Source organism: Bradyrhizobium sp. 154 (assembly GCF_023073875.1).
GTDB lineage: Bacteria > Pseudomonadota > Alphaproteobacteria > Rhizobiales > Xanthobacteraceae > Bradyrhizobium.
This window is the reverse complement of the sequence record NZ_JADPKG010000122.1, coordinates 61,194-74,439: the sequence shown is the minus strand read 5'-3', so window position 1 is coordinate 74,439 and position 13,246 is coordinate 61,194. Positions and strand designations below refer to the sequence as shown.

Sequence of the window (13,246 nt, the reverse complement as noted above, 5' to 3'; positions counted from 1 at the left end):
AAGGATTCTTTGGCCGATTAGATCAAAGCCGCCGCGCCAGGTCCAAAGAGCCATGCCCAATCCGGCTTGGGAAATTTGCCCGAGCTGCCATCCTGCCGTTCCCCGCAATTGGCAAGGCGCGGCGGCGTTGTTAGGCTGAGCTTACCAAAGGTTGGGGGTGATCGCATGCGCCTCGTGCTTCAGCTCGTCGCCCGTCTGCTGCTCATCGTGGCGCTGTGCCTGGGAGCAGCGACGGTATGGGCGACGTTCGACGCCTATCGCAGCGTCGACCGAGCGACCGCGGCTTCCGCACAAAGGGTCGCGCAGGCGCTTCAGGCGCTATATTGGCGCGAGCTCTTGTTGCGCAGCAGCAGAGCACGCGAACATCTGTTGCCGGTTCCGGACTGGCGTTCGCTGGAGACAATGAAGCTGATCTCGCCCGGCGTCTGCGTCGAGTTCCAGCCGGCCGCGGCGTTCGAGAAGCCGCTCTGCGGCCAGAGCCAAGGCATCGGCAAGACGCCGCCGCACTGGTTCGCATCGATCGTGCCGACCTTCCTCGGCAGCCATGCCGAGGTGGTGCGGCCCGTCAGTCCGCGCGCAGCGGCCGCCGGCACGGTGGTTGCAACCCCGGACGCCGCCGCCGCGATCTCGCTCGCCTGGGAGTACATCCTCAACGTGATCGACGTCGCGCTCTTGATGGCGGCGGCAATCGCGCTGCTGGCTTCGCTCGCCATCGCGCACGCGCTGGCGCCGGCACGCACCATCGTCACCGCGTTGCAGCGTATGGCGCGCGGCCAGTATCGCACGAAGCTGCCGCGCTTCCGTTCGATGGAGCTTGCGATGATCGGCAGCGCCGTCGATGCGCTCGGCGGCCGGCTGGAGGAAGCGACCGAGCAGCGCGCGGCGCTGACCCGGCGGCTGATCGAGATCCGCGACGACGAACGCCGCGCGCTCGCCCGGGAGCTGCACGACGAATTCGGACAAAATCTCTCCGCCATCCTCGCCTTCGCCAACACCATCGAGACGGCGAGCGCGAAGCATGACAGGGATAAAGGCATCGCGCAGGATGCGCGGATGATCTCACAGGCCACCCATCATCTGATGGCCTCGCTGCGCGATGCGCTGAAGCGGCTGCGCAATCCCCTGCCCGAGGAGCTCGGGCTCGAGGCAAGTCTCGTGAATTTGGTAGATAGCTGGCGTTCGCAGAGCGCGGCGCGACCGACAATCCAGCTCGACCTCAGGGGCGATCTTACCGATATCAGCGGCCCGGCGGCCATCACCGCCTATCGCGTGGCGCAGGAATGCCTGACCAACGCCCTGCGCCACAGCTCCGCGCGCGAGATCTCGCTACGCGTTGAGCGGCGCGCGGGCGAGCACGACGCGCTCCTGATCCGGGTCGAAGACGACGGCGGCGGCGATGCCAAGCGCGTCGCGCAATCGGCCGGATTCGGCCTCACCGGCATCCGCGAACGCCTTTCAGCCGCCGGTGGATCGCTGTCGATCCTGCCTGCGAACCGCGGCCTCAGCGTGGCCGCCACCATCCCGCTCGCCGCATGAGGCCGACGTGAATGATATCGCGGCAACAGGCATCTCCGTGCTATTGGTCGACGACCACCCGATCGTGCGGCAGGGCTACCGGCGTGTGCTGGAAAGCCAGGGCGATCTTCGTGTCGTCGCGGAAGCCGACAATGCTGCGGACGCCTATGGCGCCTTCAAGGCGCATGACCCCGACGTGGTCGTGCTGGATATCTCGATGCCCGGCGCGAGCGGGCTGGAAGCGATCCGCAACATCCGCGCGCGCAGCCCGCGGGCGCGCATTCTCATCTTCACGATGCACAACGAAGCCGTGCTGGTGAAAGCCGCCTTCGGCGCCGGCGCCTCTGGCTTCGTCACCAAGAGCAGCGAGCCGTCCGCCATCGTGAATGCGATCCGCAGCGTGGCGCGCGGCGAGCGCGCCATGAGCGACGACATCGCGCATATTCTCGCCGAGGACAGCCTATCGCCGACGGGTTCAGCGCTGGATCAGCTGGGCGAGCGGGAGATCGAGATCCTGCGCCAATTCGCCGGCGGCGCTACCACCGAGCAGATTGCAACGCATCTCAATCTCAGTGTGAAAACAGTCCAGAACTACCATTATTTGATCAAATCAAAGACCGGCGCACGCACGGATGCACAGCTCGTGCGGCTCGCAGCAACGTGCGGGCTGACGAGGATCTAGCAGCAAAGCTGCCGCACTCCGTCTTGAAGCTCGCCAATCTGCCGAACGAAATTGGAACGGAGCCCATCCGGCTCCGGTTAGTACGGCAGAAGGAGTAAACGGTCATGAGTAAGGGTCATCACAACGCAGTCGACCATCCCCCGATCATCACAGTAGGCGAGCTCATCGACGAACTCTGCCGTCTGCCGGACACCGCCGTCGTCCACTTCCGCTGCCCCATGCTCGATCAGGAGCTAACCTTCTACCGCCTGCGCAAGCGGTCAAAGGATGCTGTCGAAATCGCGGTCAATGCATACCCTGAAAGTCCCCCGGTGGTGCCATCGTCCGAGCCGAACTTCCATGCGCGGAAACGCTCGGCTTCGGCGCCCCCGGCCCGCAATGGTAGCTTTCTTCACAAGGCGAGAGGTTGATGGCCCTCGCGCCAATTGGGCAGGTGGCGTGGCCTAACCCGCCTTCAATCCGCGCAGCAGTAGCGCCAGCGTTGCATCGACCCGCGCGGAAAGATCGGCGTCCTTCCACTCGTCGGCATGGGCCGGATGGTGGAAGCGGACGGTGGCATCGAAAATGGCGCGCGCGGTCGTCTTGACGTCGTCCACCTCGAATACGCCCTGCTTGATGCCGTCGGCCAGGATCGCCGCGATCTGGTCGATCATGGTGTCCTTGTGACATTTGACGGCTGCGCAGGCCTCGCGCGCCAGCGTCAGATAAGTCTGGAACATCTCGGGGTCGTCGAGGACGCGCGAACGCTTGGCGGCGAACAGCGTGCGCAGCCAGCGGCCGAGCCTATCAGGCGCGGGGCCCTGCTCCTCGGCAATCGCGCGCAACGGCGCGTCGATGCGGTCGAGCCAGCGTTTGGCAACGGCTTCGCGCAGCGAGGCCTTGCTCGGGAAATGGCGGTAGACGCTGCCGTGGCTCACATCGAGCGCACGGGCAACGTCGACCACGGTGGCCTTGGCAAGTCCGAAGCGCCTGAGCACGTCCTCGGTGACTTCGAGGATCCGCTCCGGCGTCAAGACAACAGCTTCATTCATGCCAGCACCATTGTTCCCGTTCAGGGCTCAGTTACCCGGCAGTAGGGCTGTTTCCGAAGCGCCCTCGCCGGTCGTTTCGGAAAGCCTATGCCTTAATGAGGCAGTTTTGCAGCCTGCGCCGCGATCTGGCGCGCCACCAGCAAATTGAGCCAATGCCCAATCATGCCGGTGAAATTGAGGATTTCGGTCGTCATGTCTTAAGTCTCCATTCGTCCGCTTTCCCCGTTCTTCAATCGGCCCTCCGATCCGAGCTTGCTTCGGATGTCGGGCTCCCCGGGGCTTGTCGCGGGACGCCCAATCGGAGCGTCCGGAGACGGATATACACATCTCGCTGACAGATTTCAATATCTGTCAGTCAATGATCCGTGATTGATAGCTGATCTTTGGTCCAGCGCGTGGCTGGCTCCGCCCACCGGTGGATAGTTACCCCGCACCCCCGGCCGCGGGCCCGGATCGTTTGTTTCGCCCTCCCCGCTCTGCTAAATCGCGGCGTAAAAAGCATTTTGGCCGGTGCCCACGCCCCCAGCATCCCCAGGGGCGTCCCGCCCACCTCTTGGAGCCGTCAGATGATCCCCCGCTATACCCGCCCGGAAATGGCCTCGATCTGGGAGCCGCAAACCCGGTTCAAGATCTGGTTTGAGATCGAGGCGCATGCGGCGGACGCGCTCGCCGAGCTCGGCACCATCCCGAAGGAAGCTGCCAAGACGGTCTGGGCCAAGGCCAAGGATGCTATTTTCGACGTCGGCCGCATCGACGAGATCGAGCGCGAGACCAAGCACGACGTCATCGCCTTTCTCACCCACCTTGCCGAGATCGTCGGTCCCGAGGCGCGCTTCGTGCACCAGGGCATGACCTCCTCCGACGTGCTCGACACCTGCCTCAACGTCCAGCTCACTCGCGCCGCCGACCTGCTGCTCGCCGACATCGACAAGGTGCTGGCCGCCCTGAAGAAGCGCGCCTTCGAGCATAAGATGACGCCGACCATCGGCCGCAGCCATGGCATCCACGCCGAGCCCGTCACCTTCGGCCTCAAGCTCGCTTATGCCTATGCCGAATTTACGCGCGCGAAGGAACGTCTGGTCTCGGCGCGAAAGGAGGTCGCGACCTGCGCCATCTCCGGCGCCGTCGGCACATTTGCGCAAATCGATCCCCGCGTCGAAGAGCATGTGGCCAAGGCCATGGGCCTCGTGCCGGAGCCGATCTCGACCCAGGTGATCCCGCGCGATCGCCACGCGATGTATTTCTCGACCCTCGGCGTGATCGCCTCTTCCATCGAGCGCATCGCCGTGGAGATCCGCCACATGCAGCGTACCGAGGTGCTGGAGGCCGAAGAGTTCTTCTCGGAGGGGCAGAAGGGCTCGTCCGCGATGCCCCACAAGCGCAATCCGGTGCTGTCGGAAAACCTCACTGGCCTGTCGCGCATGGTGCGAGCCTATGTGACGCCGGCACTGGAGAACGTCGTGCTCTGGCACGAGCGCGACATCTCGCACTCTTCCGCCGAGCGCATGATGGGCCCGGACGCGACGGTGACCCTCGACTTCGCGCTGGTGCGCCTCGCCGGCCTGATCGACAAGCTCTTGGTGTACCCCGCCAACATGCAGAAGAATCTCGACCGCCTCGGCGGCCTCGTGCACTCCCAGCGCGTGCTGCTGGCCTTGACGCAGAAGGGCGCCAGCCGCGAGGATTCCTACAAGCTCGTGCAGCGCAACGCGATGCCGGTATGGCGCGGTGAAGGCGACTTCCTTCAGCTGCTGAAGAAGGACACTGAGGTGAAGAAGTATCTTACCGACGCCGAGATCGAGGAGCAGTTCGACCTCGGCTATCACCTCAAGCACGTCGACACGATCTTCAAGCGCGTGTTCGGGCAGAGCTGAATTTTCTTCGTCATTCCGGGGCACACGAAGCGTGAGCCCGGAATCTCGCGCTACAATCTCCAGATTCTCTGGTGCACAAATGCGCACCATAGCTCGATGCTTCGCATCCCCCCGGAAAGACAAGAACCCACAAGAAACGGATCCCCCATGCCCATCGTCAACCGCATCGCCGCCCTGTCCGACGAAATGGCCGCCTGGCGCCATGACTTCCACGAGAATCCGGAGCTGCTCTACGAAGTCCACCGCACCGCCGGCATCGTCGCCGACAAGCTGCGCGAATTCGGCTGCGACGAGGTGGTGACGGGCATCGGCCGCACCGGCGTGGTCGGCGTGATCCGCGGCCGCAAGTCGGCATCCGGCAAGACCATCGGCCTGCGCGCCGACATGGACGCGCTGCCGATCATGGAGACCTCCGGCGTGCCCTACGCCTCCAAGGTCCCGGGCAAGATGCACGCCTGCGGACATGACGGCCACACCGCCATGCTTCTCGGCGCTGCCAAATATCTCGCCGAGGCGCGCAATTTCGACGGCACGGCCGTGTTGATCTTCCAGCCGGCCGAGGAAGGCGGCGGCGGTGGCAGGGCCATGGTCGAGGACGGGCTGATGACGCGCTGGAACATCCAGGAGGTCTACGGCATGCACAACATGCCGAACCTGCCCGAAGGTCATTTCGCAACCACCCCTGGCGCGATGCTCGCCTCGTCCGACAACATCCAGATCACCGTCCACGGCAAGGGCGGCCACGCCGGCGCGGGTCCGCACAAATCGATCGACAGCGTGCTGATCGGCTCGCAGATCGTGGGTGCGCTACAATCGATCGTCGCGCGCAACGTCGATCCGCTGAAATCGGCCGTCATCTCGATCACGCAATTCCACGCCGGCACGGCCTTCAACATCATCCCGGAGGTCGCCGAGCTCGCGGGCACCGTGCGCACGCTCGATCCTGAAGTGCGCGATCTCGTCGAGCGCCGCATCGGCGAAGTCGCCGACAGCGTCGCCCGCGCCTATGGCGGCTCGGCCGAGACGAAGTACACGCGGATGTATCCGGTGACGATGAACCACGCACGCGAGGCCGGCATTGCCGCCGACGTCGCCCGCGACATCGTCGGCACCGAGCGCGTCAACGACAAGTTCATTCCGATAATGGGCGCCGAAGATTTCTCGTTCATGCTGGAAGCCCGCCCCGGCGCGATGATCCTGGTCGGCATGGGCGACGGCAACGAGTGCCACCACCCGGCCTATGTCTTCAACGACAACATTTTGGGCCACGGCGCCTCGTTCTGGGCCCGGCTGATCGAGACGCGGATGCCGGCGTAGAGTCTGTAGTGGACTAGCCGAAGGCGTAACCCACCATTTTTCTGTCGACGCGGACGTAAAGTGGTCGGCTACACTTGCTAACTCACCCGACTCAATCGCAGACGTCTCTCGTCCGGCCAACCATCACTGAACTCGCATCAGCGGTGCTAGCGCGCTCCATTCTGCATCCGTTCCCGACAAGCCGGCAGCATTGCAAAAGATCTGGCCAGATGTATGCGGCTTGGACGGTGTCGCCTCAACCTGGGCGCGCTCGGCAACGAGCCTCACCTTCTCCTGCTTGGCCGCCTTCGCCTTTTGCTCGGCTGCGGCACGCGTGTCTTCCGGCAGTGCTCTTCAGCACATCATCGCGCACGAAGCCAAACGCTTTGCGCAGGTCCAGGCCGAGAGCTCTAAGCGCGACGAGTACGCTCGAAATGAACGCTTGATCATCAGTTGCATATTTCGGCAGGTATTTTAGACGCCGGATTGGAAGGATGATTGGCCGTCCCGAGCCGGCACCCTTTGGCAATCGGCCTGCACCCGGCCGCGTTGCAGATCACCTGACCAGATGCCTGCGGCGCTGAGGGCGCGGCTTCCGTTTGTTTTCGGTCCCGATCCCGCCTCTTCGAATCCTCGCGCGTCGCAACCGGCTTCTTCTCCGGGATCTTCTCGCACTCATTGTCGTCACCGACGCGATAGCCGGCACGGCAGGTGATCTTCACGCATTGGTCGCCGTCGGCCTTGAAGCCGAAATTGCACACCAGCGGGCAGACGCGCCCCGGCTTCGCCTTCAACGCATCGAGTGCGTCGCTGCTTGCGAGCTTCACGTCGAACTGGGTGCCGGCATATTTGTTGAACAGCGTCAGCGAGCGCTGCGCGGCCGAAGTCCACTCGCCCTCTGCAGCCGAGGTGAGGCAGCCGACGCGGCGCAGTTCGCTCTGAACCGATTTGGCGAGCTCAGCTGCGGATAACGTCGAGGTCGGTGCAGGCGAGAGCGCGGCCACCTTCTGGTTCTCAACTTCGGGAATCTGCCGGTCGGTCGCCGGCTTTGCGGCCTGCTCCGCTTTCTCTGCCGCCTGCTTTGCAGCGAGTTCGGCCCTAGCTTTCTCCGCTGCTTGCTTCTCGGCCAATGCCTTCGCCGCCGCCGCTTCGGCCACCTTGCGCTGCTGCTCGGCGGCCTCGGCCCTCGCCTGCTCGATCTGCTTCTGCTTCTCGGCCGCGATCCGCGCCTCTTCGGCGGCCTTGGCCGCCGCGGCCGCCTTCTCCTGCTCGGCCTTCTGGGCGCGCTCGGCAACGAGCCTCGCCTTCTCCTGCTCGGCGGCCTTTGCCTTCTGTTCGGCCCCCGCGCGCGTCTCCTCGGCGGCGATCTTGTTCAACTGCCCCTTGGCCAGGTTGGCGTAGAAGCCCTCCGGATACGCCGCCAGAAACGCTTCCCAGCCGTCCCGCGTGCCGAGTTGGAGCGCCAGCTCGTAATCCCTGCGAACGGCCTCCTGCGGGTTGGCCTGCGGACCAGTCGCGGCCGGCTTGACCGCGACCAACGGCACGTCGTCGCCGCCGAGCGAGCCGTAGACATAGGGCTCCTGCTTGTAGCCGGTCGCTTTCAAAACGTCGTCGCGCACGAAGCCGAAGGCCTTGCGCAGATCAAGACCCGGCTTCGGCAGGTGCTCGACCAGCGCGGCGGCGAACGGGCTGTTTCGGGAATCGCCATCCGATGCCGTCGATCCTGCCTTGGCGGCGAATGCAATCATCGTATTCGGGCTGGTGGGCTCGACCTTGGCGAGGCCGCGCCCGACCGCGCGCGAGGCCAGCGTGCGCTTCATCGTCTTCGCAAACGGATTGTCCCGGCACGCGTCCAGGATGATCAGCCGCAGCTGCTTGGCCGGTTCGACCGCGAACAATGCCCGCTCGACCGGAATGGTCTCATCGAGAACGTCACCATCCGTCTCCAGCGTGGCGTCGGTCGGGATGAGATAGTTGTTGCCGTCGAGCTCGATACCATGGCCGGCGTAATAGATCACCGCCATCTCCGCATCACGCGACCTGCCGGCAAATTCGCGCAGCATGCGCCGCATCTCGCTGGCGCTGAGATCGAGCCTGACGTCGACAGAATCGAAGCCGGCCTTCTTGAACATGCCGCCGACCAGGGTGGCGTCGTTCACGGGATTGCCGAGCTTCGGAGCGCTCTTGTAGGCGGAATTGCCGATGACGAGCGCGACCCGCCGGTCGGCGTGTGCCGGTCCGCACGCAAGGCTCATCGCCAATATCAACAATGCAAATAGCCGAAACGGAATCACTTGCGTCCCCCCGGATGCAATTCCCTGAGACTATTCGGTAGCGTCGCCGATTGCTAATTCTTCCTATGTGATACCGGTCACATAGAGGTCCTCAAACAGGGGTATGGATAATGCGGCGAAGCGTCGCCCTGCTGCCCCAGCTGACGCCACGGTCCTTCGGGGCTGCTACGCTTGCACCACCTCGTGGCGCATCACGAACGGTGCCAGCAGCGCGTGCACCTCGCCCTCGACCGCTTCGCGCTGACCCGCCGGCAAGCCGGTCAGCGTCACGGTGGCGATGGAGCCGTGGCTGCCGTGCGGACCGACCTTGACCTTGCAATCGATGCCGCGCTCGACCAGCGGTGCCAGCACCTTGGTGAACACACGCTGCGCTGCGTCCCAGCGCAGCTGCGGCTTGAACACCTTGCCGACGCCCGTCAGTGGCATCGGATCGATCGGAATGACCTGCACCGGCACGGCGGCGCGCTCCGGGGTGCGCTCGCGCACCCACGCTTCGAGCTCGCCCTGCTCGACGCTCGCGCCGGGCTTCAACTGCACATACCCCACCGGCAATTCGCCGGCATAGGCGTCGGGCTGGCCGACCACGGCGGCGAAGCCGACGGCGGGATGTCTGAACATGATCTCCTCGATCGGCGCCGGATCGATGTTGTGGCCGCCGCGGATCACGAGGTCCTTGGCGCGGCCTGTGATCCAGAGATAGCCGTCGGCATCGAGGCGACCGAGATCGCCGGAATTGACCCAGACCTCATCGATGAAGGCGCCCTTGTTGTGCTCGTCGTTGAGATAGCCGCCGAACACGCCGGGCCCGGCCATGATGACGACGCCGATCTCGTCGGGCGCGCAATCGCGGATCAGGCGTCCCTCGGCATCGAGCTGCACGATGCGCACACGCGCGTAAGGCATGGGAAGGCCGACCGAGCCGAGCCGGATGGGCCGCGACGGATAGGCCAGCGTGTGCACGCTCGAGGTCTCCGTCATGCCGTAGACCTCGATCACCGGCAGCTTCAGTTTCTTCTGAATCGCCGAGCCGACCGCGACCGGAATCGCCGAGCCGCCACCTGCCGCATATTTCAGGCTCGAAATATCCGCCTTGCCCGGCGGCACCGCCAGCGCGGCAGCGAGCACCGTCGGCACGCTCGACAGCGCCTCGGGCTTGAAGCGCTCGACCAGCCCCCAGATGTTCTTCACCGCATTCGGATTGCGCCAGCCGCTCGGCGACAGCACGACCAGCGAGCCGCCGCTTGACAGCGTCAGCAACGCCTGTGTCAGCGAGCCCCCGACGTGGAACAGAGGCATGCCGAACAGCAGGTTTGCGCCCGGCTTGGCCTTCAGCAGCAGATTGAGCGCCCAGGCCTGATAGACCTGGTTGGCATGGGTGTGCCGCACCAGCTTCGGCGTGCCGGTGGTGCCGCCGGTGTGGAAATAGGCGGCGATGTCGCTGCCCAAGATCTTGCGGCCGCTGATAAGCCGGTCCGCCGGTTGCAGCTTGATCAGGTCGCTGAAGGCAAAGATGCCGTTCGCCGGATCGCCGCCGCCGAACACCTGGACCGTTGCCTTGAGATGCTTGAGTTGCGGCCGGATCTGCTCGACCTTCTGCCAGATGTCGGTGCCCGGCATCGGCCCAAGCGCCACCAGGATTTTCGTGTTCGCAGCCTCCAGAATCTCCGCGATCTGGTGCGGCTCGAGCAGCGGATTAACGGGATTGGCGATGCCGGCGGCTTCGGCGCCGAACAATGTCACGAAAGCATCCGGCACCAGCGGCAGCATGAAGCTGATGACGTCGCCCTTCTCCGCGCCCAGCGCGTGAAACATGTTGGCGGCCTGCGTGACGCGCGCCATGAAATCGCGATACGTGACCACGACCGGCGTGTCGGCGGGATCGGCGTTTTGCAGGAACTGGATCGCCGCCCCGTCGGGGTTGCGCGTTGCACCCAGCCGGATCGCGTCATACGTGCTCTCGGCCGCGACGCGATCGGCGTAAGGAACCTGCTCGAAGGCCCGGACCTCCGCGTCTGTCAACAAATCCGGATAGTCGTTGCCGATGAGCCGATCGAGCGCGTGGATGCCCGCCATGGATTTCCGTCCTCCCTCAGATGCATGTCCCCACCCCTTCTTTTGACATTTGGTTCGGCGGGGCCTCGACCGATGGCCCGTCGAGCGCGGACAGAATGATGGATGATTTGGCGTTCGTCCATGGCCGTGGACAGCGGCGGTTAGGCTCGATCTAGACCGAATTTGAACCTCCGCGCCCGATCCCGGGACCAAGAACTGGCGTCGGATTCGCCTACCAGCGTCCTGCCGCAAGACTTGAGGTGATTATGCCTACGCATCTGCGGAACCGCATCACAAGCCTGCTCGTCGTGCTCGCGATGGCATCGACGATCGTGCTGCCTCGCGCGGCGTTCGCCGACACTCAATTCGACAAGATGCGCGCCAAGGTCGCGGCTTTCGTCGCCGACAAGATGGAGAAGCTGGGCGGGTCCCGCATCATCTACAAGGTCGACACCGACGCCCTGCGCGAGGCGGTTGTCACGGACCTGCGCGACCACATTTACAAGATCCTGCGCGAGGGCCGGATCGCCTTCTCCGGGCTTGCGATCCGTGACGGCGGCGTCGACGTTAAAATCCCGGACGCGAAGGGCCGCGAACAGCTCACGCACATGCTCACCTCGGCGGCGGAGGGGCTGGCCACGCAAGCGCTCAGCGTGACCGATGCCGGAGATGGACTGATCAGGCTCGCGCCGACCGACGCCGCATCTGCCGCACGGCTGCACGACCTAGTCGAAGATTCCATCGCCATGATCGAGCAGCGCCTCAAGGACGCCGGCATCACGCTCGCCAGCGTCCAGGTTGAGGGAACAGACCGCATCCGCATCTTGCTGCCGGGCACGATGCAGCCCGAGCGCATCACCGCGATCTTCGCCAAGAAGGTGCGGGTTAGCTTCCGCCTGATCGATCTCTCGATGTCGCCGGAGCAGGCGCAATCCGGCACGCCGCCCGCTGGCACGGAAGTCCTGCTCGGCTTCAAGGACAAGCTCCCCTATCTGGTGAAGGCCAGCGTGCTCGACGGCGACGACATCAGCTATGCGGGACCGGGATTTGCGAGCAGCACGAAAGAGCCGATCGCCTCGTTCCGTTTCAACGGCCGCGGCACGCGGCGTTTCGCCCACATCACCGCAGAGAACATCGGCAAGCCCTTCGCCATCGTGCTCGAAGACAGGGTGCTCTCCACCCCCGTGATCCGCGAGCCCATCACCGGCGGCTCCGGCCAGATCTCCGGCAAGTTCAGCCTGGAAGAGGCCAACAGCATCGCCATGCTGTTGCGCGCGGGCTCACTGCCCGGACGCCTTGGCCTCGTCGAGCAGCAGGTCGTGCAGCCCGCCGCCAGGCCCTGAGGCGGAGATCGGGCGGCCCCGCGTTGTTGCGGCGCCCGGGTCCATCCCCGGCACCAAAGCCCGCGCCGAGGCCTCGAAGCATCAGCGCGCCGCGGCCAGACGCGCAAACCAACGGGCAATTGCCGAAACGCCCGATCGAGCTAAAATTTGCCTCTTGCGGCATGACGGCCAAAGGCTTCATTTCAGCCAGCCGTCATTCGATTTGGGCTACACGTGTCGAGCATACCGACCAGGACTGAAGGCCTTACGCGGGGTTAGTATCATGCCGTCCGGCAGCGCAGACGTTTCGTCGATCCTCGACCGCATTCTCGACGCGGCAACGGACAACCTCAGGATCGCGAAGATCCTGGTCCAGATGGGCCTCGATCCCAACAACGTCACCTACGACGCCATCTTCAATCGGCTGCTGGAGATCTTTGTCCAGAACATCACGCTGGCCAATCTGTTTGCCGCGGTCGGCGCCGGCTTCTTCGTCGCCACCCTCTTGATGCGGACGATGGTGCCGCTGCGCGTCGCGAACATGGTCGGCTGCGCGTTGTTCGCCGTTTTCGGCGCGCTCTCCGCCAACGTCGCGACGTTCCTGCTGTATCTTCTGTTGCTTCCGATCAACGCCCTGCGCCTGCGGCAGATGCTCAAGCTGGTCAAGAAGGCGCGCCATGCCGCCGAAGGCGACATGTCGATCGAATGGCTCAAGCCGTTCATGACCGAGCGCAAATACCGCCGCGGCGACATCCTCTTCAAGCTGCGCGACCCCGCTAACGAAATGTTCCTCACGGTCACGGGCAAGTTTCTGGTCAAGGAGATCAACGTCGAAATTTTGCCCGGAGCTCTGATGGGTGAACTGGGCTTCCTCACGCCGGACAACCGGCGTACCGGAACGGTCGAATGCATCGAAGACGGACACGTGCTGACGATCACCTATGACCGGCTGCTCGAGATTTATTTCCAGGATCCGCAGTTCGGCTATTACTTCCTGGTGCTAACCAGCCAGCGCCTCTTGCAAAACATCGAGCGTCTGCAGAGCCAGCTCGCGGCCGAGCGAGCGGCAACGACGAACAGGATCGCGTGACCGCTGCGGCCGGCGCCGATACGGAATGGCGGGGACACATCTGCTCCGTCGTTGCGCGTGCCACATTTCCTCCTGCGCCGGACGCAGCGC

Annotated in this window: 10 protein-coding genes; 7 read left to right on the top strand and 3 right to left on the bottom strand. The window is 64.5% G+C overall.

The annotated features are described in order from the left end of the window. Positions 1 to 165: 165 nt before the first annotated feature. The 3 genes from IVA92_RS33610 to IVA92_RS33600 all read left to right on the top strand — a co-directional run bounded on the left by IVA92_RS33610 (position 166) and on the right by IVA92_RS33600 (position 2,607). Positions 166 to 1,536 carry a histidine kinase gene (locus tag IVA92_RS33610; RefSeq protein WP_247280708.1) on the top strand — a complete coding sequence of 457 codons (1,371 nt, stop codon included), beginning with the start codon at positions 166 to 168 and terminating at the stop codon, positions 1,534 to 1,536. A gap of 7 nt (positions 1,537 to 1,543) precedes the next feature. Further along, positions 1,544 to 2,197, top strand: a complete 654-nt coding sequence (locus tag IVA92_RS33605) for a response regulator transcription factor (RefSeq protein ID WP_247280707.1) — start codon at positions 1,544 to 1,546, stop codon at positions 2,195 to 2,197. A 104-nt stretch (positions 2,198 to 2,301) separates the two neighbouring features. Further along, a complete protein-coding gene (locus IVA92_RS33600) occupies positions 2,302 to 2,607 on the top strand; it encodes a hypothetical protein (protein ID WP_247280706.1) in 306 nt (101 codons plus the stop codon). A 33-nt stretch (positions 2,608 to 2,640) separates the two neighbouring features. Here the strand turns inward: IVA92_RS33600 and IVA92_RS33595 are convergent, their stop codons facing one another. Further along, positions 2,641 to 3,228 carry a TetR family transcriptional regulator gene (locus IVA92_RS33595; RefSeq protein ID WP_247280705.1) on the bottom strand — a complete coding sequence of 196 codons (588 nt, stop codon included), beginning with the start codon at positions 3,226 to 3,228 and terminating at the stop codon, positions 2,641 to 2,643. A gap of 566 nt (positions 3,229 to 3,794) precedes the next feature. Between IVA92_RS33595 and purB the strand changes: the two genes are divergently transcribed. Together purB and IVA92_RS33585 are read left to right on the top strand one after the other, a co-directional pair. Next, positions 3,795 to 5,102 (top strand): adenylosuccinate lyase, encoded by a 1,308-nt coding sequence (gene purB, locus IVA92_RS33590; RefSeq protein WP_247280704.1) that lies wholly within the window; start codon positions 3,795 to 3,797, stop codon positions 5,100 to 5,102. A gap of 147 nt (positions 5,103 to 5,249) precedes the next feature. Next, a complete protein-coding gene (locus tag IVA92_RS33585; RefSeq protein WP_247280703.1) occupies positions 5,250 to 6,419 on the top strand; it encodes a M20 aminoacylase family protein in 1,170 nt (389 codons plus the stop codon). Between the two features lie 428 nt (positions 6,420 to 6,847). Here the strand turns inward: IVA92_RS33585 and IVA92_RS33580 are convergent, their stop codons facing one another. Both IVA92_RS33580 and IVA92_RS33575 read right to left on the bottom strand, forming a co-directional pair. Further along, complete coding sequence (locus tag IVA92_RS33580; RefSeq protein ID WP_247280702.1) at positions 6,848 to 8,653, bottom strand: caspase family protein; 1,806 nt, start codon at positions 8,651 to 8,653, stop codon at positions 6,848 to 6,850. A gap of 204 nt (positions 8,654 to 8,857) precedes the next feature. Further along, complete coding sequence (locus IVA92_RS33575; protein WP_247280701.1) at positions 8,858 to 10,765, bottom strand: acyl-CoA synthetase; 1,908 nt, start codon at positions 10,763 to 10,765, stop codon at positions 8,858 to 8,860. Positions 10,766 to 11,010: 245 nt separating this feature from the next. Between IVA92_RS33575 and IVA92_RS33570 the strand changes: the two genes are divergently transcribed. Together IVA92_RS33570 and IVA92_RS33565 are read left to right on the top strand one after the other, a co-directional pair. Further along, complete coding sequence (locus tag IVA92_RS33570; protein ID WP_247280700.1) at positions 11,011 to 12,087, top strand: preprotein translocase subunit SecD; 1,077 nt, start codon at positions 11,011 to 11,013, stop codon at positions 12,085 to 12,087. Positions 12,088 to 12,349: 262 nt separating this feature from the next. Further along, the gene (locus IVA92_RS33565; RefSeq protein ID WP_247280699.1) at positions 12,350 to 13,156 is read left to right on the top strand and encodes a cyclic nucleotide-binding domain-containing protein; all 807 of its coding nucleotides are present in this window, start codon (positions 12,350 to 12,352) and stop codon (positions 13,154 to 13,156) included. The last annotated feature ends 90 nt before the right edge of the window (positions 13,157 to 13,246 follow it).

Excerpts from the sequence above, each read along its gene's own strand:
- IVA92_RS33610 (WP_247280708.1), top strand. The coding sequence starts at position 166 with ATGCGCCTCGTGCTTCAGCTCGTCGCCCGTCTGCTGCTCATCGTGGCG.
- IVA92_RS33600 (WP_247280706.1), top strand. The coding sequence starts at position 2,302 with ATGAGTAAGGGTCATCACAACGCAGTCGACCATCCCCCGATCATCACA.
- IVA92_RS33595 (WP_247280705.1), bottom strand. The coding sequence starts at position 3,228 with ATGAATGAAGCTGTTGTCTTGACGCCGGAGCGGATCCTCGAAGTCACC.
- purB (WP_247280704.1), top strand. The coding sequence starts at position 3,795 with ATGATCCCCCGCTATACCCGCCCGGAAATGGCCTCGATCTGGGAGCCG.
- IVA92_RS33585 (WP_247280703.1), top strand. The coding sequence starts at position 5,250 with ATGCCCATCGTCAACCGCATCGCCGCCCTGTCCGACGAAATGGCCGCC.
- IVA92_RS33580 (WP_247280702.1), bottom strand. The coding sequence starts at position 8,653 with ATGAGCCTTGCGTGCGGACCGGCACACGCCGACCGGCGGGTCGCGCTC.
- IVA92_RS33575 (WP_247280701.1), bottom strand. The coding sequence starts at position 10,765 with ATGGCGGGCATCCACGCGCTCGATCGGCTCATCGGCAACGACTATCCG.
- IVA92_RS33570 (WP_247280700.1), top strand. The coding sequence starts at position 11,011 with ATGCCTACGCATCTGCGGAACCGCATCACAAGCCTGCTCGTCGTGCTC.
- IVA92_RS33565 (WP_247280699.1), top strand. The coding sequence starts at position 12,350 with ATGCCGTCCGGCAGCGCAGACGTTTCGTCGATCCTCGACCGCATTCTC.